This window comes from Brevibacterium zhoupengii, assembly GCF_021117425.1.
Lineage (GTDB): Bacteria > Actinomycetota > Actinomycetes > Actinomycetales > Brevibacteriaceae > Brevibacterium > Brevibacterium zhoupengii.
On the sequence record NZ_CP088298.1, the window covers coordinates 4,055,531 to 4,076,166 of the forward strand.

General features: G+C 62.2%; 19 protein-coding genes. 10 read left to right on the forward strand and 9 right to left on the reverse strand.

Translation table 11 applies throughout. The features are described from left to right. Positions 1-28: 28 nt before the first annotated feature. Complete coding sequence (locus tag LQ788_RS18320) at positions 29-973, reverse strand: FkbM family methyltransferase (protein ID WP_231443502.1); 945 nt, start codon at positions 971-973, stop codon at positions 29-31. A gap of 273 nt (positions 974-1,246) precedes the next feature. Between LQ788_RS18320 and menC the strand changes: the two genes are divergently transcribed. After that, the gene (menC, locus tag LQ788_RS18325; RefSeq protein ID WP_231443504.1) at positions 1,247-2,371 is read left to right on the forward strand and encodes an o-succinylbenzoate synthase; all 1,125 of its coding nucleotides are present in this window, start codon (positions 1,247-1,249) and stop codon (positions 2,369-2,371) included. 225 nt (positions 2,372-2,596) lie between these two features. Here menC and LQ788_RS18330 read toward each other — a convergent pair whose 3' ends face one another. From LQ788_RS18330 to LQ788_RS18345, 4 genes are all read right to left on the reverse strand, one after another. Beyond that, positions 2,597-3,505: a cation diffusion facilitator family transporter gene (locus LQ788_RS18330; protein WP_231443506.1), complete on the reverse strand. Its 909-nt coding sequence runs from the start codon at positions 3,503-3,505 to the stop codon at positions 2,597-2,599. Between the two features lie 160 nt (positions 3,506-3,665). After that, positions 3,666-5,474 carry a flotillin family protein gene (locus LQ788_RS18335; protein WP_231443507.1) on the reverse strand — a complete coding sequence of 603 codons (1,809 nt, stop codon included), beginning with the start codon at positions 5,472-5,474 and terminating at the stop codon, positions 3,666-3,668. A 127-nt stretch (positions 5,475-5,601) separates the two neighbouring features. Continuing rightward, on the reverse strand, positions 5,602-6,060 hold the full coding sequence (locus LQ788_RS18340) for a DUF3817 domain-containing protein (protein WP_231443509.1): 459 nt from the start codon (positions 6,058-6,060) through the stop codon (positions 5,602-5,604). A gap of 162 nt (positions 6,061-6,222) precedes the next feature. Further along, a complete protein-coding gene (locus tag LQ788_RS18345) occupies positions 6,223-8,262 on the reverse strand; it encodes a M28 family peptidase (protein WP_231443510.1) in 2,040 nt (679 codons plus the stop codon). A gap of 402 nt (positions 8,263-8,664) precedes the next feature. On the opposite strand from LQ788_RS18345, the gene LQ788_RS18350 reads away from it, so the two are divergent. Further along, positions 8,665-9,768 (forward strand): VIT1/CCC1 transporter family protein, encoded by a 1,104-nt coding sequence (locus LQ788_RS18350; protein ID WP_231443512.1) that lies wholly within the window; start codon positions 8,665-8,667, stop codon positions 9,766-9,768. Positions 9,769-9,816: 48 nt separating this feature from the next. Then, a complete protein-coding gene (locus LQ788_RS18355; protein WP_231443514.1) occupies positions 9,817-10,701 on the forward strand; it encodes an aminotransferase class IV in 885 nt (294 codons plus the stop codon). On the opposite strand, the gene LQ788_RS18360 is transcribed toward LQ788_RS18355, so the two are convergent. Beyond that, positions 10,688-10,957, reverse strand: a complete 270-nt coding sequence (locus LQ788_RS18360) for a hypothetical protein (RefSeq protein WP_231443516.1) — start codon at positions 10,955-10,957, stop codon at positions 10,688-10,690. The two genes, LQ788_RS18355 and LQ788_RS18360, sit on opposite strands and share 14 nt — an antisense overlap. Positions 10,958-11,154: 197 nt before the next feature. Between LQ788_RS18360 and LQ788_RS18365 the strand changes: the two genes are divergently transcribed. Further along, positions 11,155-11,454, forward strand: coding sequence for a DUF4235 domain-containing protein (locus tag LQ788_RS18365; protein WP_096168270.1), 300 nt, complete (start codon positions 11,155-11,157; stop codon positions 11,452-11,454). Between the two features lie 22 nt (positions 11,455-11,476). Here LQ788_RS18365 and LQ788_RS18370 read toward each other — a convergent pair whose 3' ends face one another. After that, the gene (locus LQ788_RS18370; protein ID WP_231443517.1) at positions 11,477-12,388 is read right to left on the reverse strand and encodes a type I 3-dehydroquinate dehydratase; all 912 of its coding nucleotides are present in this window, start codon (positions 12,386-12,388) and stop codon (positions 11,477-11,479) included. 50 nt (positions 12,389-12,438) lie between these two features. On the opposite strand from LQ788_RS18370, the gene LQ788_RS18375 reads away from it, so the two are divergent. The 6 genes from LQ788_RS18375 (at position 12,439) to LQ788_RS18400 (ending at position 18,630) form a co-directional block, all read left to right on the forward strand. Continuing rightward, complete coding sequence (locus tag LQ788_RS18375) at positions 12,439-13,257, forward strand: alpha/beta fold hydrolase (RefSeq protein ID WP_231443519.1); 819 nt, start codon at positions 12,439-12,441, stop codon at positions 13,255-13,257. 333 nt (positions 13,258-13,590) lie between these two features. After that, entirely contained in the window at positions 13,591-14,901 is a 1,311-nt protein-coding gene (locus LQ788_RS18380; RefSeq protein WP_231443521.1) for a quaternary amine ABC transporter ATP-binding protein, read from the forward strand. Then, the gene (locus LQ788_RS18385; RefSeq protein ID WP_231443523.1) at positions 14,901-15,797 is read left to right on the forward strand and encodes an ABC transporter permease; all 897 of its coding nucleotides are present in this window, start codon (positions 14,901-14,903) and stop codon (positions 15,795-15,797) included. The genes LQ788_RS18380 and LQ788_RS18385 overlap by 1 nt, the downstream gene beginning before the upstream one ends. A 53-nt stretch (positions 15,798-15,850) precedes the next feature. Further along, a complete protein-coding gene (locus LQ788_RS18390) occupies positions 15,851-16,762 on the forward strand; it encodes a glycine betaine ABC transporter substrate-binding protein (RefSeq protein ID WP_231443524.1) in 912 nt (303 codons plus the stop codon). 162 nt (positions 16,763-16,924) lie between these two features. After that, positions 16,925-17,515: a methylated-DNA--[protein]-cysteine S-methyltransferase gene (locus tag LQ788_RS18395; RefSeq protein WP_231443526.1), complete on the forward strand. Its 591-nt coding sequence runs from the start codon at positions 16,925-16,927 to the stop codon at positions 17,513-17,515. A 212-nt stretch (positions 17,516-17,727) separates the two neighbouring features. After that, positions 17,728-18,630 (forward strand): glycine betaine ABC transporter substrate-binding protein, encoded by a 903-nt coding sequence (locus tag LQ788_RS18400; protein WP_231443528.1) that lies wholly within the window; start codon positions 17,728-17,730, stop codon positions 18,628-18,630. Positions 18,631-18,694: 64 nt separating this feature from the next. On the opposite strand, the gene LQ788_RS18405 is transcribed toward LQ788_RS18400, so the two are convergent. Then, positions 18,695-20,041, reverse strand: coding sequence for a Dyp-type peroxidase (locus LQ788_RS18405; protein WP_231443530.1), 1,347 nt, complete (start codon positions 20,039-20,041; stop codon positions 18,695-18,697). Continuing rightward, positions 20,004-20,612 carry a copper chaperone PCu(A)C gene (locus LQ788_RS18410; protein ID WP_231443532.1) on the reverse strand — a complete coding sequence of 203 codons (609 nt, stop codon included), beginning with the start codon at positions 20,610-20,612 and terminating at the stop codon, positions 20,004-20,006. Before LQ788_RS18410 ends, LQ788_RS18405 begins: the two co-directional genes overlap by 38 nt. Between the last annotated feature and the right edge of the window lie 24 nt (positions 20,613-20,636).

Genomic DNA, 20,636 nt, shown 5'->3' on the forward strand with positions numbered 1-20,636 from the left:
ACCGACCCGGTTGAGCTGACTCGGTCGTTCACCTGACCGGGTAGCCCGCGACCCGCATGTCCTCTGGGTTCTTCGTGGTGAAGAGCCAGTCGCGGAAATGCGGGTCCGGGACGATCTCATCATGGGCGATGAGATGATCGGTCCCGACGAGGTAGTAGTGGTAGTCGAGCCGGTCGAGGATGCGCATCAGCTGCTCCGGCTGAGCCCGGTCGTCGAGGATCTCGCACAGAATGTCCGGCTGCAGCGTGGCCAGCAGCTCTCGCCCGTTGTCGAGGACGTCGTTCTCCGCGCCCTCCACGTCGATCTTCACCGTCACCAGGGGGTGGCCCTCCGGCAGGTCCGGGAGGAGTTCGTCGAGAGAGGTGAAGCGCACCTCGGCGCCGGAGTCGAAGTCCATCCCCGTCCCGTAGAACGAGGGCAGCGCCGATCCCCCGTCGCCGGTGGGCACCTGCATCGTGGTGCCGGGCTTGCCGACGCCCGTCGGATGTACAGTCACCCGATCGCCGAGGTGGTTCCGGGCCACGTTCTTCTCCAGCCCAGTGACGACGGCGGGGATGATCTCGAAGGAGTGGGCGACCGCGGCCGGATTCGCGGCCAGCACTGCCATCGTGAATACCCCGGTGTAGGCGCCGATGTCGAGGAACACGTCCGCGTCACGGGACAGCTCGACCATGAGGTCGAGTGCGAAGGCGTCCTCCGACTCTGTCCGGCGGCCCTTGCCCCAGTAGAATTCCTTGGCGATCTCGCAGCGGAAGGGATCGACGAGGTAGAAGCCAGCCCCTCCGGCACGACCGCGTACCTCGGTGAGTCCGATCGGTGCGGGCAGTCTGCCGACCTTGATGCCGTTGATATGGGGCGCCACCGTCCTCATCAGCGGGTGGAGATACGGCTGTGCGAGAGCAGCCTTGACGGGCAGTTTGAGTCCGAACCACTTCTGCTTCCGGCCCTTGAAAGTCCGCAGGTAGTCGTTCACGTAGCTCTCCCTCACGTTGAGCGCGATCTTTGACTCACAGTACCAATGTCGAGAACCCCAGTTCTAGAAGCACCGCACCTGTGAGACGGTCAGTGCGAGCCGCAAGTGAGTGCAAGGAGTCCTGCCGAGTGATTCCAAGGGAGAAGAATGTCGGTTTCACGCCTCGGTCGTTCACCTATGTCCATACTCCAACGCCCGCCGAGGTAGTCATGCGAGTGGCTATAGGCTGGGTCACAGGATCATCAGCCCGAACACAAAGAAGGTGCATGGCGCATGAAGCTCAAGTCAATCACTCTCCACCAGGTGTCCATTCCCCTCGTCACCCCCTTCGAGACCTCGTTCATGCGGGAGACGGAGAAGGACTGCTACCTCGTCGAGGCCACCATCGACACCCCGAAAGGTGAGATCACAGGCTGGGGCGAGTCGGTGGCGATGATCTCCCCGCTCTATTCCTCGGAATACGTCGCCTCGGGTATCGATGTGACGAAGCGCTGGCTGGCACCGATCCTCTTCGACGTCGACGATCTCACTGCCGAGACCGTGTCCTGGCATCTGCGCCACGTGATCGGCCACCCGATGGCGAAGTCCGCGCTGGAGATGGCGGTCATCGAGGCTCAGCTCAAGCTCAACGACCAGTCGTTCAAGAGCTACCTCGGCGGCGTCGTCGACTCCGTCCCTTCAGGTGTCTCCGTGGGCATTCAGGACTCTGTCGAAGAGACCGTCAAGGTCATCGGCGGATACTTGGAAGAGGGCTATGCCCGCATCAAGCTCAAGATCAAACCGGGCAAGGACATCGCCCCCATCGCTGCGGTGCGCAAGGCCTTCGGTGACGACTTCAGCTTCCAAGTCGACGCCAATGCCGCCTATACCCTTGTCGATGCCTCCCACCTGCGCAGGCTCGACAAGTACGGACTTCTCCTCATCGAACAGCCCTTGGGCGAGGCCGATATTCGTCAGCATGGGGAACTCGCGAAGCTGATGGAGACACCGATGTGCCTGGATGAGTCGATCGACTCCGCCGAGGCCGCGGCCGACGCGATCTCCATGGGTGCCGCAGCCGTCATCAACATCAAACCAGGACGAGTCGGCGGCTTCATCGAGGCGAAGAAGATCCATGACCTCTGCTCCGCCCACGGTGTGGCTGTCTGGCATGGCGGAATGGTCGAGACCGGTCTGGGGCGTGCCGCCAATGCCGCTCTCGCATCTTTGCCCGGCTTCACCTTGCCCGGAGACATCTCGGGATCGAACCGCTTCTTCCACGAAGACATCACCGAAGAGATCGTCATGTACGACGGCAAGGTCGACGTGCCCACGGGAGTCGGCTTCGGCGTCTCAATCGATCCGGCCAAGCTCGAGAAGTTCCGCACCGAATCGATCGAGATCCTGCCGCAGGGCTGATCGGAACACGCCTGCGGGTGTACTTCAAGCTGATCTTCGCCGAGGAGATCTGCGTCTGCACTACCTCTCCGTCGCACTTGGCAGCGAACAGCCCCTTAGCCGGTGTGTCCGGGTCGAAAATAGCGCGATATTCGCCCCGGAGGCACCGACTAACTCCCGCCCGGGGACGATTCCCCGTTCGTGGCCAACTGGCTCCGGATACCCGCCTGGTTCTGACTACTCAGCTCAGGTATGGGTGTGGGTCTCCTGGGCCGCGTCCTTCGCCCGGTCGAACTGGAATGTCGAGTGTTCGATCGCGACCTTGAAGTGCTCGGCCAGGCATTCCTGCAGCGCGACGAGGATGCGCGGCGCGTGGCCGTCGTAGAAGCACGAATCGGCAAGTACCACGTGCGCGGTAAGCACAGGCAAGTTGGAGTCGATGCGCGTGACGTGAAGATCGTGAACCTCCTGGACGTGCTCGACACCTTCGATGTGCATTTTGACCTTGTCGAGGTCGAGCTCTCTAGGAGCGACTTCGAGGAGGATCGATCCGGTCTCCTTGAGGATGGTGAAGGCCCTGGGCACGATCAGCGCGGCAATGATCAGGGCTGCCACCGCGTCGGCGCGGGTCCAGTCGAAGAGCCAGATGGACACGGCAGCGAGGATGACTGCGACGGAACCCAACGCATCGGCGATGACCTCGAGGAATGCTGCCCTGAGATTGAGTGACTGCTCTTTGGATGAGCTGAGGATGATGATCGACACGATATTGCCGACCAGTCCGACGACACCGAAGAACAGCAGTTCCGGGCCGGGAACCTCGGGCGGGACGAAGAAACGGCGGATGCCCTCAATGAGGCTGTAGACGCCGAGTCCCAGCAGCAGAGTCGCCTGTGCTCCGGCGGCGAGCACCTCGGCCCGGCGAAACCCCCAGGTCTTCTGACCTTTCGGCGGCTTCCGGACCAGAGTGGCGGCGAAGAGCGCGATTCCGATGCCGATGAGGTCGACGGAGTTATGTCCCGTGTCGATCAGCAGCGCCAGGCTGCCAGTCATGATCGAGCCGATCACCTGGAAGACGAAGATGATCAGGACGATGCCGAAGACGACCGCCAAGCGTCGACGCGAACCTGAACTGTGCGAGTGGTCGTGGGCCATGGGAACCTCCTACACCATCACATTAACATATGCGCATGTCTTTATGAATTAGGATGACGCCAGGTTGGCCCGGGCCGTGACACCGAACACAGAATGCGTACGTGCCCAGCAACGATTGCCGGACGCGTACGCAATCTGTGCGCGTCAATCACACGGGGGATTACTTCTTGCCGGGTCCGCCGTCCCGAGGACCGCCGTCACCCTTCGGCCCGTTCGAACCCGGACCGCTCGAGCCCGACCCACCCGAATCGCCGTCACGTCCATCGCGTCGGCGCAGCGCGTCGGCGATGTAGGCCTGCACGTCGATCCCGGTGGCCTTCTTCACATCATCACCGATATGTGTAAGGTCGAGTTCACCGTTCTCGTCGAGGTAGTCCTTCGGGTCGAAGTTCCCACTCGACCATGCGCTGGGATCCCCCAATCCGGTGGGCTTCGATCCTCCGCGGCCGGAACGACCTTCGCGACCCGACTGGCCGCTGTGGCCCTCGGAGATCTCACCTTCGACGACCTGATCCTGGCCGTCGGCTCCATCGTCTGCAGATTCCGACCCGGCGAAGTCGCCACTGTCATCGAACGTGGTCGAGTCATCGCGGACCCATCCGTTCGCGGACTTCGAGCCGCCCTGGTTCTGAGCCTTGTCGACGAGGTTGCCGAGGTCGATACCGGTCGTCCCGCGCACGACTTCGAGGACCTGAGCGAGGTTGTTCGACACGGAGTTCGCCAGCTTGGACTCTCCGTCAGTTGAGACGATCGAGAGATCCTTGATGTTCGCATACGGCGCGACGAGCTCACCGGCGATGGTCGGCAGAACCTCGAGGACCTTCGACAGCACGGCCGCATCATTGAACTTCTTGTAGGCCTCGGCTTGAGCCTGAAGCGCTCCGGCTTCTGCCTCACCCCGAGCCTTGATCGCATCGGCCTGAGCCTCACCCTCGAGGCGAATGGCCTCGGCGTCCTTCGACCGACGGTGCAGTTCGGCAGCGGCCTCGGCCCGACCCTGGGCTTCGATCTCGTAGGCACGAGCATCGGCTTCCGCCTGCTGACGGTAGCGCTCAGCGTCGGCGGGACGCCTGACCTCGGCATCGAGCTGTTCGGCACGCAGCTCTGCGGCTTCCTTGGCAACCACGCGATCGCGCTCGAGCAGCTTCTGCTTCTCTGCCGCAGCAGACAGCGGACCGGCGTTATCGGCTGCCGCCTGACGCTGATCAGCCTCTTCCTTCAGGGCCGCACGCCGCAGCGCAAGCTGCTGCTGCTGTTCGGCGATGGCCTGATCGGTCAGAGCCTGCTGCTTCTGGGTCGACTCGTTCTGCAGCGCTTCCTCAACGGCCGAGGCACGACCGGCGTTCGCCTCGGCGATGGCGGCATTCTTCGCGACCTCGGCCGCCTGTGGGCGACCCCAGTCCTTCAGGTAGCTGCCCTCGTCTTCGACCGCGGAGATCTGGAACGTGTCGATGACCAGACCCTGGTTGTTCATCGAGTGCGCGGACTCCTCCTGCACCTGGGAGGCGAAGGAGGCCCGATCCTGAATGATCTGCTCGACGGTGAGCGTGCCGACGACGGCGCGCAGAGTGCCGGAGAGGATCTCCGTGCTGTAGGGCTCGATCTGATCCTGCTGATCAAGGAAGCGCTGTGCAGCCTTGCGCACATCTTCCTCGGTGCCGCCGACCTTGACCTGCGCAACACCGTGCAGGCGCAAGGCGATGCCGTTCATCGAGATGCCGTCAATGGCGACCGCGATCTGACGTGAGGACAGCGACAGGAAGAAGGCCTTCTGGACGACCGGGTACACGACCGCGCGACCGCCGATGATGATTCGGCCGGTGCCACCCGAACTGCTGGCGTTCCGGCCGGTGATGATGAGGGCCTCAGACGGGGAGGCGATCTTGATCGAGCGCATGATCACGAAGAACACGATCAGGGCGATGATGACGATGGCGCCGATGACGACGGCGCCCAGGATGAAATCCACTTGGGCCTTTCCGAGATTCTGGATTGGAAGGGACAAGGCGCAGTGGGACCACAGCGCCTGTGGTGTTCATCCTATGCGAGTCTGCTTTTCCTGGACAGACCTGCCGGAGCCCGAGATGGCGCCGGGTTCACTTGCCCCATTCACCGGGAGGGCCGAGAAAGAGCAGTCCGCTGAAGATGGCGATGACCACGATGACTCCTACGCCGATGGCGAGCAGGGGTGTGCGGATTGCCCAGGAGGTGAGTTTCTCGAACCAGTTCCGCGGTGTGCGTCCGTTTGCACCCAGTCCCCAGTCGCCTTCGAGTGCTCCCCTCTTTTCTACGGATCTCTCGAAGGGAATAGTGGCATAGGGAATGATGGCCGACCCCAGGCCCGTGGCGATGCGCTTCTTGCTCCACATCTGCGAGGTTCCCACCCCGATGACGGCGATGACGAAGCAGATGAAGACGAACCCGTGGATTCCGCCGCCGATGCGCACACCGACCTCGGTGACATGTGTGTACTTGAGGATCATGCCGATGATGAGCAGAGTCCAGGTGATGGTCTCAGCGATGGCGAAGGTCTTGAAGAAGAGTTTGGGAGTCACAGCAGACCATTCTGCCTGACCAAGATGGGCAGGTGCTGAAGGACTCCGCTGACTGAGCGAGAGCGTCTCACCACAGCGGAGAGGTCTCCAGACAGAAGATGAATGGGCACGCGGGCCGGTGAACTTTTTCAGTCACCGGCCCGCGTGGTCTGCGGAGGAGGCTCAGGCCTTACGGCGGCGAGCTCCCATGGTCATGATCACACCGAGCAGGATGAGTGCTCCGGCTGAGATCACGAGAGGCAGCGCCTCGTTACCGGTACGCGGGAGGTCTCCCCCACCGTCGCCGGCACCGGGGCCGTCACCTTCGGCGACGACATCGAACGAACCGGTCAGCGGATCTCCGCCCTCACAGTCGACGGTGACATCGTAGGCACCGATGTAGTCATCTGCGGCCGATTTTTCGAGACCGCGCACTCCGAACTTCGCCACGGAATCGGCGTCTGCCGTCGCGGTCTGTTCGAACTTCTCGATCTTTCCGTTCTGCGGATCGACGGTCATCGTCGCGGTCGTGTCGGCGGTGCAGCCGGCAGCCGCGACCTGGACGCCGGTCTTTCCGACGAAGTCATCCACTTCGATCGTCTTCGGATCGATGTTCAGGCTGCGCTCGCTCGGGTCATCGGTCGGATCGTCCGTCGGACCGTCAGTCGGGTCGTCCGTAGGGTCGTCCGTCGGAGGATCCGTGGGATCGGTCGGAGGATCCGTCGGGTCGGTCGGAGGATCGGTCGGCTCGTCCACCAGGTCATAAGCCAGCGTGTGGACCGCGAAGCCGATTGCAGGAGCGAAGATGCCAACGGACTCCTTGCTCACGTTCTCGATCGTGTCGGTGGGCTGGTGGTAGTTCGTGTCATGCTTGTCGCCGACCGTACCACCGAACCACTCTGCTTCCTGCTCGGTCTTCGTGCCATCGGCACCTGAGAACAGTCCGCTGGCAGGAATGCCGTTGTCGATGAACGCCTGGTAGTCAGAGCGTCCCGAGAAGTCCGTTCCGACATTGGGCTGATCGATATCGGCGAAGTAGTCGGTGAAGATCTCTTCCAGCTCCGCCGAGCCCTCGGGTACGTTGACCCCATCTGGGATCGGCACATCGGAGCCGTCGGAGTCGAGGGTGCCGACGATGTAGTTGTCGGATCCGATCATGTCGAAGTTCATGTACGACTTGACCTTCGACAGCTCTGCTTCACCGAGGTTCTCCACGTAGTGGGTCGAGCCGACGAGTCCGACCTCTTCGGCTGCCCACCAGCCGAAGCGGATGGCGTTGTCAGCTTCGGTCGGCTGCTCGGCCAGTGCCTCTGCGCTGGCCAGCAGTGCGGCCGATCCCGAACCGTTGTCGTTGACTCCTGGCCCTTCGGCGACGCCATCAAGGTGAGCGCCGAACATCTGGACGTTGTCGTGGTCGCCGGCCTTGGTTTCGGCGATGACGTTCCAGGTCGTCGAGGTGGTGTATTCGGTCTCGAGCGTGAAGTCCGCCAGCAGCGGCTCGCCCTCGGCCGCGCCCTCGATCTTGGTCAGCAGGTCATTGCCGATGTTGTAGCTGACACCGACGGTGGGTGCGCCGTTCTCGACACGTTCGCCGAGGGTGGCGTTGAGTGTCTCATCGGGTGCGGAGGTGTCGTTGTTGTAGAGGATGACCGCTGCGGCTCCGGCGTCCGTGGCCGCTTGGGTCTTCTCCCCGAAGGAGCAGGTGCCGCGTGCGACGAGGACGAGTGCACCCTCTGCGCTGTCGTCGAAGTCACTGGCAGCACAGCCGAGCTGACCGCCGGCCAGATCGCTGTAGTCATCATCGACCGGCAGCGCCACAGGCAGATCGGTCAGCGGCTCGTCGGTGCCCTCGGTGTAACTGGCCGGGGTGGCCTCGAGATCTTCGCCGTCCACATTGACAGCGACCTCGCCGAATGTCTGGTTGTCGACCTCGAAGGCCTGACGTTCGACGTCGAAGGCACCGGTGGCCTCGAGCGTCTGCTCGACGTACTCAACGGACTCCTCATAACCGGGCGTTCCCAACGCGCGGAATCCCTCATCAGCGTGGGAAGTCGAGATGTCAGAGATCTTCTGCAGATGTTCCATCACGGCGTCGCCTGTGACGCCCATGTCGGTGTGCTCGGTCGGTCCCGCGTTCCCGGCGGCCAAGGCCGGACTGAATCCGCCGAGAGCCAGACCGGTGGCAGCGGTGACCGCCAACCAGGTTTTAGTACGCAACTTCATGGAGTTCCTTTCGCTCCTCAGGTGCCAGACGAACCACGATTGCCATTCGCGCACGACTGCGAGCGGACATCTCTGACCGCGTCCGGTCATCGACCGAACGTCACCCACGGGGTAATCGCAGCACACGAATAGCTGAGCGCGAACCGGAGGCACCGACGCTGTCAGAAATTCACTACAGCAGCGGTGCCAACCTGTCGAACTCAAGGGGAAGCTTGATTCTCACGTTTCGCGATGACTTCGTCATTGGTAACGAAATACATACATCTATAACGAAACGGTGACACAACTCACATTGAGCTTTAATCTAGTCCATCCCCTGGATGATTGAGGTAACGAATCGATAACAACCAATACTTAGTCGATTGCGCAAGTGTTGAATTCAGGCGTAGAATCAGACCAGTGATGAACAACGAGTCAACAGCCCCCGAAGCGCGACCTGAGCCCGATCACAGGACCGTCAGACGCTGGCAGAGATACCTGGCCAATGAGCGCCTCGAGGAGCGCGTCTATCGCAATCTGGCCGACCGCCGCTCGGGCGAAGATCGGGAGATCCTGCTGGCCCTGGCCACCGCCGAGTCCCGGCACCAAGAACACTGGATCGACCTCCTCGGCGAGCATGCGCACAAGAAGCGGACCCCCGATCTGCTCACCCTGAGCCTCGCGTTCCTGGGACGACTCTTCGGCTCGGTCTTCGTTCTCGCGCTGGCACAGCAATCGGAGACGAGCTCGCCCTATGACGACGAGGAGGCGGCGTCGGCAGAGATGGCCGCCGATGAGCGGATCCACGCCGAGGTCGTCCGTGCTCTCGCCGCCCGTTCCCGAGCCCGCCTGTCAGGAAATTTCCGCGCAGCGGTCTTCGGCGCCAACGATGGGCTCGTATCCAACCTCGCACTCGTCCTCGGTGTGGGCGCTGCGGGCGTGGGCAACCACGTCATTCTCCTCACCGGTGTCTCCGGCCTGCTTGCCGGGGCCCTGTCTATGGCGGCCGGAGAGTACATCTCCGTGCGCTCCCAGCGCGAGCTTCTCGATGCTTCAACTCCCGACCCCGAATCACGCCACGCAATCGCCGATCTCAACATCGACGCCAACGAACTCGCCCTCGTCTTCCGCGCCAGGGGAATGGATTCCCCCGAGGCCGATGTCCGGGCACATAAGACGATCGCCGCGGCCAAGAACAAGAAGGCACCACAGCTGCCCAACCTCGATGCGGGTGTCGACCGTGACGAACTGGGCACGGGACTGGGTGCCTCGCTGTCGAGCTTCGGCTTCTTCTCCTCGGGCGCGCTCATCCCGATCCTCCCCTACATCTTCGGCCTGTCCGGGCTGCCCGCCGTGTTCGTCTCCGCCGGACTCGTCGGCATCGCACTCCTCTTCACCGGCGGCACGGTCGGCCTGCTCTCGGGAACTGCTCCGGGACCGCGCGCACTGCGCCAGCTCGCCGTGGGATTCGGTGCTGCTGCGGTGACCTATGCTCTCGGCCTCCTCTTCGGCGTCAGCGCAGGCTGAGCGCAGCAGCGGCTCGGCGCAGATTTTCTGAGAACCTAGACTGTCGGTATGACCGATGCACTTGTCCTCATCGACCCTGCCGCATCCACCGTCGAGGTGGCCGATCTCGGCGCACCCCAGCTTCCCGTCACTGACCTGTCGGCTCACCGCGGAGACGGCATCTTCGAGACCGTTCTCGTGCGCATCGGCGACGAGGTGACCGTGGTGTCTCGCAATCGTCATTTCGAACGGTTCTGCGCCTCCGCCTCGGCGCTGGGCCTGCCCGAACCGGAACCGGAACTATGGGATCGCGGACTCGACACCGTGATCGCCGAGGTGCGGGCGGCCGATCCGAACCTCACCGAGGTCGGGGTCCGCTACGCACTGTCACGCGGAGCGCAGAACCCAGACGGCAGTCAGACTCCGCGCGGCTGGGCGTTCAACGTTCCCGTCGATGAGAAGATCACGCACGCTCGGGCAGAGGGGATCTCCGCCGTCAGCCTCGACCGCGGCTACGATGCCTATCTCGGAACCAAGGCACCCTGGCTGCTCATCGGGGCCAAGACCCTGTCATACGCCGTCAACCAGGCCGCCGGCAGGTATGCGGCCACGCAGGGCGCCGACGAGGCCCTCTTCGTCTCCCATGACGGCGTCGTCCTCGAAGGCCCGACGTCCAACCTCATCATTCGCCGAGGTGACCGCCTCCTCACGCCGAATCCGGAAGCGGGTCTGCTCTCGGGCACAACCCAGCGCCTGATCTTCGATCATGCCGCAGAACTCGGGTTCAGCACCGAATACGCCGACCTCGGTTTGAATGACGTCATCACTGCCGATGGCGCTTGGTATGTGTCCTCGATGCGCACTGCGGTGACGCTCAATGAGGTGGACGGGAACCCGATCACGCGCGACGAAGAGCTGACAGCTCAGCTGCAATCGCTGATCAAGGCTGGCTGACGCCATCGACAGGGCCTGGAGCGGGGTGCGCTGTAGGACTGGGCGTTGCGGGGTGACCTGCGACAGACGATTTCGCTGCCGGAGACTGAGACGGCACGATCACTGTCAGGACCAGTGCGAGAATGCATGCGCCGCAGCCGGTGAACCACAGGATCCAGAAGATGTCGGCGAGCAGCGGGAACAGTCCGAGGATGAAATTCAGCGCGCCGAAGGCAAACAGTCCGGTGATGACCGCGACTTTCCATCTGGTGAGCATTGAGGCTCCTCTCCTGCGCTGAAGCTTCAATCTATCGGTCGCGGCAGTCGCGCACATCCCTCAAAAGTATGAAGTTCTGGCTCCTGCGTAAGAAAGGGTCTCCTGCGCTAGTGTGGACACGTACGGATTCGCACCTCAGCGATATCTGCGCGACGCAGAAGCGTCGCAGGCACAACGTCTAACGAAAGGACACGAGCATGGGAAAGCTCGCTTGGCAGGTCATCGGCGTCGGAGCGCCCATCGTGGCAGCATTCGCGGCTCGTAAGGTGTTGACCTTCGCTTGGGAGAAGTCGACCAAACGTCCCGCTCCGAACAACCCAGTCGATGATGAGATCTCGATGTCCGAGGCTCTGGCCTGGACCATCGTCTCCGGTGTCGGTGTCGCAGTGGCTCAGCTCGTCGTGCAGCGCGTTGCCGCCAGCACCGTGCGCAACAGCTTCGGCGACGACGCTCTGCCCAAGAAGTTCCGCAAGCAGATCGAAGAAGGCGTCGACTGATCAGTCGGTCCCCGCTGACACTTCAGCCGTAGAGTTCGTCGATCACCCCGACCAGATCTGCCACGGCGATCTGGCCGGGTGCCGACGGCTCACCCAGTTGTGCAAACGTTGCGCAGCTGCCGAAATCTGGGCCCATGATCCGACTGGTACGGCCCAACTGCCCCATCGAGATCCCGAGCACGGGTATGTCCAGAGTCGCTTCTGCTCGAGCCGTGGCTCCCAGCAGCTCGGCGACATCGGCACTGCTCGTGGGCATCATTGCAATCTTCGCCACGTCCGCTCCGGCCGCAGCCATCGCGGTGAACGTGGCACCCATCGCCTCCGCCGAGTCCGTCCCCGCGAAATTGTGGTGCGAGGCAACCACTGAGATTCCCAAGTCATGCGCTGCCTCGATGAGACGAGCCGCACCGTTGCGCTCGATCTCGACGTCGAGTGCCCATGTGGTTCCCGCACTCCGCTTCGCCGGCTCCGGCAGTTCGGCCTCTTCGGCAAGCCCGGAGATGACTGCCCTCAGAACCTCCGTGTAGACGTCTTCGCCCACCTCGGCCTGCCCGCCTTCGAACCCCGTCCGCAACGTCATGAGGACCGGAAGCCCTGCCCTGGTCACATACGGTGCCAGGTTCAGGACAGCCTCGGCGAGGACCCGGGGCTCCATCTCGGCAGACTCCGCGGTTGCAGCCGCGTTGGAATCAGTATTTTGCGCGCTCGTGACAGCGGCGATCACGGTATCGATGCGCCATTCGATGACGTCAACGGCACCGGCATCGGCAACGGCCCCGCACTGCCGGGCGATCTCATCGGCCGCAGTTGCCTGAACGGGAACGATGATGGCCGGTCGCCGCGGGTTCGCAGCCGCCGGCGTCGCTGCTGGCGTGGACGAGTCGACAGCCGTACGGTCATCTGCGGCATCATTGAGGAACGGCAATTGCTTCATGGCCCAAGCCTAGGTGCTCGGGCCGGCGCACCAGTGAAGAGGAACACCACGTGGAGACTAGGGACCAGCTCACCATCACCGCTCGTGACGGCTTCCCACTCGAGATCCAGGTCAGCGGGCCGCTTGAGGCACCGGCTCTGCTGCTCCTCCAAGGGCAGTCGAGCTCCCATCGCTGGTGGGACGAGCTGCGCGCGGACTTCGAACCGCAGTTTCGCACCGTCACCTTCGACTACCGCGGCACCGGCGGCAGCCGTGGCGAACTGACCGATCTCTCGACTGCGAGCTTCGCCGCTGATGCCGCCGAGGTTCTCGACCATCTCGGAATTGCCCGCGCTGCCGTCTACGGAACATCGATGGGCGGGCGTATCGCTCAGATGCTGGCGCTGGATTTCCCCGAGCGCGTCGGCGCACTTGCCCTGGGATGCACGACCCCCGGGGGTCCGAACTCGGTCAAACGCCCTCGTGAGGTGGGCCAGTCTCTGGCGCGGCTGCGCGGTCGCGAACATACCCAGTACCTGTTCTCGCTGTTCTATACCCCGAATTGGACCGTGGCTCCCAGGTACAGCAAACTGCTCGGCGACGACACGATGACCGCCCAGGAATCCGCTGCCCACCTGCGCATCAGCGCCCATCACAATGCCTGGGAACGTCTGCCGGAGATCACCGCGCCAACACTCATCGTCCACGGCGACGACGATCTCATGAATCCCGTCGACAATGCTCATCTGCTGCACGAGCGCATAGCGGACTCCCGGATCCTCATCTGCCCTGGTGGTTGGCATGGCTTCTTCGAAGAGTTCGCCGAGGTGGTCAACCCCGAGATCCTCGGATTCCTGAGTACCTCTGCTGCACGGCCGCATCTCGCTTGAGAGCTGACAGCCTCTTTCACCATCAACAATCCGCATTGTGTAACAAATCGGATAAGGCCATACGTATATGCCTCAAGAGCAGTTTGTAACAATCAAGTAACGCATGATTTTACATCGCCCCAGGTCAAAGCGGTCGTCAAGTTCACCACTCCGTGATCTTTCGACAAAGCTACTGCCGAAAATTCTGAACAAAACTACAATGAGAAGTGAGATATCCGTGTGCGGTGAGGCGAGTGAGCGATCGACCCAGTTCGGATCGACCACCGCCGTACTGCAAAACGGGGGTGAAGCCTCTCGTTCTTGCGGAGAGTCAAGAATGCAAGGAGGAAGCACGTGAGCGTTGTCAAGGCGACAAACGTCTACAAAGTCTTCGGAAAGCGCCAGAACGAGGTCGTCAAGCGACTCGAAGAGGGTGCCGACCGTGACGATCTGACCAAACTCGGAACGGCCGCGGTCATCGACGCGAGTTTCGACGTCCAAGAGGGCGAGATCTTCGTCGTCATGGGGCTATCCGGCTCGGGCAAGTCAACCCTGATTCGCACACTCAATGGCCTGTGGGCTCCAACATCAGGTTCGGTCGAAGTGCTCGGCACCGACATCGCCAAGGTCGACGCTGCGGCCTTGCGCAAGGTGCGCAGCGAACACATCTCCATGGTCTTCCAGCACTTCGCACTGCTGCCACACCGCACGGTCCGCGACAATGCCGCCTACGCCCTCGAAATCCGTGGAATCGCGAAGGCGGAGCGAGACAAAGCAGCTGACCGCTGGCTCAAGGCTGTCGGTCTCGACGGGTGGGGTGACAAATACCCTGAGCAGCTCTCCGGCGGCATGCAGCAGCGCGTCGGCCTGGCCCGCGCACTTGCCGCTGAAACAGACATCCTGCTCATGGATGAGGCATTCTCTGCCCTCGACCCGCTCATCCGACGTGAGATGCAGGAACAGCTCATCGAACTTCAGGGCGAGCTCAAGAAGACCATCATCTTCATCACCCACGACCTCAACGAGGCGATGTTCCTCGGCGACCGGATCGCAGTCATGCGCAACGGACGCATCGTCCAGGTCGGCACCCCGGAGGATATTCTCACTGACCCGGCCAACGACTACGTCGCCCAGTTCGTCCACGATGTCGATCGGGCACGTGTGCTGACTGCCAACAACGTCATGGAGAAAGCACGTCAGACCGTGAGCAGTCACAACGGTCCCCGCGTCGCGCTGCGCACCATGCGCGAACACAATGCCTCGGGCGTGTATGTCACAGACAGGGACCGGAAGTTCCTCGGTCTCGTCAGCGACCGCGACTGCCTCGAGCACATCCGGCGAGGAGCCACCTCTCTCGACGAGATCATCAAGCCGGTCGCCCACCCCGCTTCTCAGGACGACCTGCTCATCGATCTCTTCCTTCCGTCCTCGGAAATGCCTCTGCCCGTGCCCGTCACCGATGCCGACGGCGACCTTGTCGGCGTTGTGCCTCGGGCCACCCTGCTTGCCGCACTCGGCAACCAGAACGGCAACGATGAGCAGCCGACGGATGCCTCGGTCGACGACTGGCCAGAGCCCGTCGACACCGGCATCATCGATCAGGTGCTCGCCGAGGCTGATGATTCGGTTTCACCGCAGACCGCCGGCGAAAGGAGTGAGCGCTGATGGAGAACATCAGAATTCCCATCGGGGCCTGGGTCGATACCGCGTTCGACTGGCTCAAAGAAAACGTCGCGTGGTTCTTCGACGCCGTGACCTGGCTGTTCAACTTCTTCATCGAGATCCTCACCGATGTGCTCGTCGACCTTCACCCTCTCGTCATCATCGTTCTGCTGGCACTCATCGGCTGGGTGCTGCGGTCCTGGCAGATGGCTCTGGGCACGGTGATCACGATGTTCTTCATCATGACTATGGACCAATGGGTGGCTTCCATGCAGACGCTGGCTCTTGTCCTCATCGCCGCCGTGATCGCCGTCATCATCGCCGTACCAGTGGGCATCCTCGCCGCGCGCAACGACGCGGCGTCAACGGTCATCAAACCGGTGCTCGACTTCATGCAGACGATGCCGTCCTTCGTCTACCTCATCCCTGCGGTCACCTTCTTCGGCATCGGCGTCGTTCCCGGTCTCGTGGCAACTGTGATCTTCGCACTGCCACCGGGCGTGAGGTTCACGGAGCTCGGCATCCGCGGAGTCGATTCGGAGACTGTCGAAGCAGGACAGTCCTTCGGCGCGACACCCGGACAGATCCTCAGAGGCGTTCAGCTGCCCCTCGCCACGCCGACGATCATGGCCGGCATCAACCAGGTAATCATGCTCGCACTGGCCATGGCTGTCATCGCCGGAATGGTCGGCGCCGACGGACTCGGAAAAAACGTCGTCGAGGCGATCGCCACCCAGAACCTGCCGCTCGGAGTCGAAGCCGGACTCGGCGTGGTGATCATCGCGGTCTATCTCGATCGCGTCACCGCAGCCCTGGGCAATGCAAAGGACTACCCGAGTTCGCTCATCGCGGGAATGCGTCGCCGCGCCGCAAACAAAAAGGCGGCGGCAACCGCCTGACCTGATGGACTATCCAGCCTGAATTGTCGATCACTAGAGAAAAGGAACACACAATGAAGAGAAGATTCCTCACCACATTCGTCGCAGGAGTGGCAGCTCTTGGCCTTGCTCTGACCGGTTGCTCGCAGGAAGCAGCGAAGGACGACGGCAGCGGCGGCGGAGACAAGGGCGACATCAAGCTCGGCTATGTCACCGGCTGGACCGACGGTCAGAGCATCTCGCTCCTGCTCGAAGATCAGCTCGGAAAGATGGGCTATAACGTCGAGACCGAGACCTTCAACGACGCTGCCGTCTTGTATGCCGGTGTCGCCAACGGCGATATCGACATGTATCCGTCCTCGTGGCCCGAAGTCACACACAAGCAGTACATCGACGAGTACGGCGACAAGCTCGAAGATCTCGGCGCCTACTACGACAATGCTGTGCTGACGATCGCGGTGCCGAAGTATATGAAGGACATCAATTCGATCGAAGACCTCAAGGGCAAGGGCAAGGACTTCGACGGGAAGATCATCGGCATCGAGCCCGGTGCTGGTCTGACCGCCGCCACCAAGAAGATGATTCCCGAGTACGGCTTGGACAAGGAGTACGAACTCGTCACGTCTTCGACCGCTGCCATGCTCACCGAGCTCGGCAACGCGACCGACGCGGACAAGGACATCGTCGTCACCCTGTGGCGGCCGTTCTGGGCCAACAACGCGTACCCGGTCAAGGATCTCAAAGATCCCAAAGGTGCCATGGGCGAACCTGAGAAGCTGCACTTCACTGCAACCAAGGGCTTCAGTGATGAGTTCTCAGACGCCGCTGACTATGTCGGCAAGGTCAAGATGAACGATAAGCAATACGGCGATCTCGAGGACCTCGTTGTCAACAAGTACAAGGACGAGGGAGAAAAGGCCATCGCCGAGTGGCTCAAGAAAAACCCGGACGCCTACGAAGGTGAGCTTCCTGACGAAGAGAAGTGATTCACTCTTCGCGGCTACACCTCTGATTGTCTGAATCAGCGAGAGGCCCCCGGCTCGATCCGCGAGCCGGGGGCTTCTCGTCGCTGGCGGGCACGTCGCAGCCGGAGTGACATACTCATGCGCTAGCTTTGTTCCAGTGGCATCCGCAGATAGGAGAGATTGATGGTGACGAGATCCGACCAGTCCGGTCCTGCTCCTGCCGGCAAAGCCGCCGATGAAACATACTGGGTGTCGCAGGCCGTCACGTCGCCGATCGGCCCGATCACGCTGACCGGCGACGGAATCGCGATAGTCCGGGTCGAATGGCGTGATTCCGAACCCGATCCGAACGATTCCGAAGGGTCTGCCGACCACCCCACGAATTCAGCAACGGCAAAGGACCCGATCACGAGCGCGGCAGTCGACCAGCTCCGGCGGTACTTCGAGGGCCAACTCATCGACTTCGACCTTCCGATTAGCTTCGGTCACATCTCCGATGTCGCCACAGCGGTGCTGACCACACTCGCCAAGTCGGTCGAATACGGCAGCACGGTCACCTATGGAGAACTCGCTGATCGCAGCGGCACGGGAATACCCGCCCGTGCCGTCGGAGGCATCATGGGACTCAATCCGCTTCCGATCATTGTGCCCTGCCACCGGGTGGTCGCCAGTGATGGCCTGGGCGGATACTCCGGCGGCCTGCCAGGCAGAGGCCTCGAGACCAAACGCTGGCTGCTTGAGTTCGAGGATGCTCTGCCCCGGCCGCTGTTCTGAGGCCGACCGTTCTACACATTGGGACGATGCTCTTTGCGAAGAGCATCGTCCCAATGTGTAGAAGTCGAACAGAGAATGTGGTTATATGGCACTACAGTATTTTGTGATCACATCGTTGATGTGTGAGCCGAAATCACTGTGTGACCACGAGTTCGACTCGATTCCGGGCGGACTCGATGAAGTGATCAGCTGCTACGAAGAGGTATGAACTGATGAAGTCTCGCGCTCTCAACACCGCCCTCGCTGCCTGTGCCGCGCTCGGCCTCGCTCTGACCGGATGCTCCCAGGAGGCAGCTAAGGATTCGGGCTCGGACGGTGACAAGGGAAAGCTCACCATCGGCTACATTTCGTCGTGGACGGACAGCCTCAGTACGGCCTTTCTGCTCGAAGACCAATTCGAGAAGCTCGGCTTCGACGTCGAACTGGAGTCCATGTCCGAGGCTGCGATCGTCTACGCCGGGGTGGCGAACGGTGACATCGACGTCTACCCGTCGGCGTGGCCTGAACGCACACACAAGAAATACATGGATGAGTACGGCGACAAGATCGAGGATCTCGGCACATACTTCGACGAGGCGAAGAACACCCTTGTCGTACCCTCCTACGTCGACATCGATTCGATGGATGAGCTCGTCGACAACGCTGACAAATTCGGCGGCAAGATCATCGGAATCGAACCCGGTGCCGGCCTCACCGCGATGGTCAAGGATTCGGTGATACCGACCTACGGTCTCGACAAAGATTTCGAACTCGTGACCTCTTCGACCCCCGCGATGCTCACCGAGCTGGGCAATGCGATCGAAGCGAAGGAAGACATCGTCGTCACTCTCTGGCGACCGTTCTGGGCCAACAACGCCTATGACGTCAAGGACCTCAAGGATCCGAAGCACGCCATGGGTGATCCGGAGGGCATGCATTTCCTCGGCACCAAGGGATTCAGCGACGAGTTCCCCGAAGCCGCAGATCTCGTCAAGGGCATCAAGCTCGATGACAAGCAGTACGGCGACCTCGAGAACCTCGTCGTCAACGAGTACGAGGACGGTGAAGAAAGCGACGCAGTCGATCAGTGGCTCAAGGAGAACCCGAAAGCCTTCGACACGGAGATCACCGACTGAGCCGCGGCCCGGCCGCGGCGGCCGCCGCAGCCGCTTCTGCGGATCCGGCGGCCGCATCAGTCGCTCACCCCTCGAACAGGTTCTGCCCGACGTATTCCCCCTCGCTGATGCCGGGCGGGATCGCCCACACGGTCGACCCGATCGGCGTGGTCCACTCATTGAGCAGATCCACCTCGGCGAGGCGGCGTTGGATCGGCAGGAACTGCCGTTCGATGTCGGCCTGGAAGGAAGCGAACAGCAGTCCTGCGCCTTCCTCCGCACCTGTCTCGTAGTTGAACGTTCGCCGATGGATCTGCGCCTCCGGGCCCAGTCCATCACGAGCCCTGGCCACGTGCGAGGCCGCAGATATCTTCGTCAGACCCCGCTTGTCGACCGCGGTGAAGTCGGGAACATCGAACTCATCTGTGCCAGACAGCGGTGCGCCGGAATCAAGCGTCCGTCCCGTCGCGAACTCCCGTGCCGGCCGGTCGGCCTTGTCCCAAGTGTCGAGATTCATCGCGATATCGCGCAGCACTAGGGTCGTTCCCCCGCGCATCCAGTCAGGCAGATGCTCGCCGAGGTTGTCCGGCGGTTCCCCGCGCGCGGAGTACACCGCATCCGTCCGCCCGGTACCCTGACCCCAGATGATGCGCGCGAAATCGTCGGATCCGGATCCCGGGTTGGCGGTCCCATCCAACTGTCCGAAGAGGTTCCGCTGGGTCTTCCCTTCTTCTTTGCTGCCGTAGGAACGGCGGAACCCACCCCTCTGCCAGGCCACCTCGGCGAAGTTCCGGGAATCCTTCCACAGCATCCGTCTGGCATGTGCCAAGGTCAGCGGATCGTCACCGCAGATCTGCAGCAGCAGATCCCCGGTGCACCGGTCTGGATCGAGGTCATCGATGGAGAACTTCTCCAGCGGACCCAACCATTCCGGTACCGTTTTCCTGCCCGCCAGCTTCACGAGCCTGCGACCGAATCCGAAGGTCACGGTCAGGCGGGCCGGATCGTGGGCGAGCTCGGGCTCCGAGTCAGCCAGCGGCCCGCTGCCCTGGGTCAGCGCCGCCGCATCTGCGGTGAGCAGTCGCAGCCAGCGGACCGCCTCGTCGGCGTTGATTCCGGTTTTCAACGTCAACGCCAGGAAGTGCGCGTGCGCTTGAGGAGGCGTTTCTACTCCGGACTGGTGAGGACCGTAGAACGGTTCGGTGATCGGACCGTTTGCTCCGTTGAGATCTCGGGATGGCGCGGCCTCAGCACGGTCTGTGGATTCGGCTCGCCCAGCGCCGAAGCCTGCGACGGCGCCGACGACTCCCGCTCCTCCGGCCGCAGCCGCCGAGGCGATGAGGCCTCGGCGGCTGAAACCGTGAGCACGGGCCGAGGAGTCCTTCGGCTGGGACTCAGCGGTCACCGTGATCCCCGTGGTCCATCTCGTCATGGTTCATGTCTTCGTGGTCCATGTCCTTGTGGTCGGCTCCGTCGCCTTCGTCCTCGGCCTCGCCCGGGGCGTAGTTCTCCTGCGCACCCGAATAGTCCTTGGCGATGGCGGTGACCGGGAAGCTCTGCTTATCGGCGGTGAAGAGTTCTAGTGAGATCTCCTCACCGGGTTTGATCGGTTTCGTCAGGCCCATGACCATGATGTGATCGCCACCGGGTTTGAGGTTCAGGGATTCGCCTGCAGGGATCGTGAAGCCGCCCTTCTTCTCCTGCATCGACATTCCTCCGGAGGTGTCTTCAAGAGTTTCGTGGAGTTGGACCTGCTCGGCGTCATCGTATTTCGCCTCGATGAGGTTGATGTCCTCATCGCTGTTGTTCTTCAGTTCACCGAAGACAGCGGTCATCCCGTCGTCGGCGGCCTTAACCCAGGCGTCGTCGAGACTCAGTGAGCCGGCGCTGACCTGGGATCTGGTGGTCTCTTCGGGCTCGCTCGCCTGGCTCTGGCCGCAGGCGCTGAGGCCAATCATCAAGGCAACAGACACAGTGGCCATCAGGGAGGTGTTCTTTCGCATTTCGTCTGCACTTTCAGCTTGTCG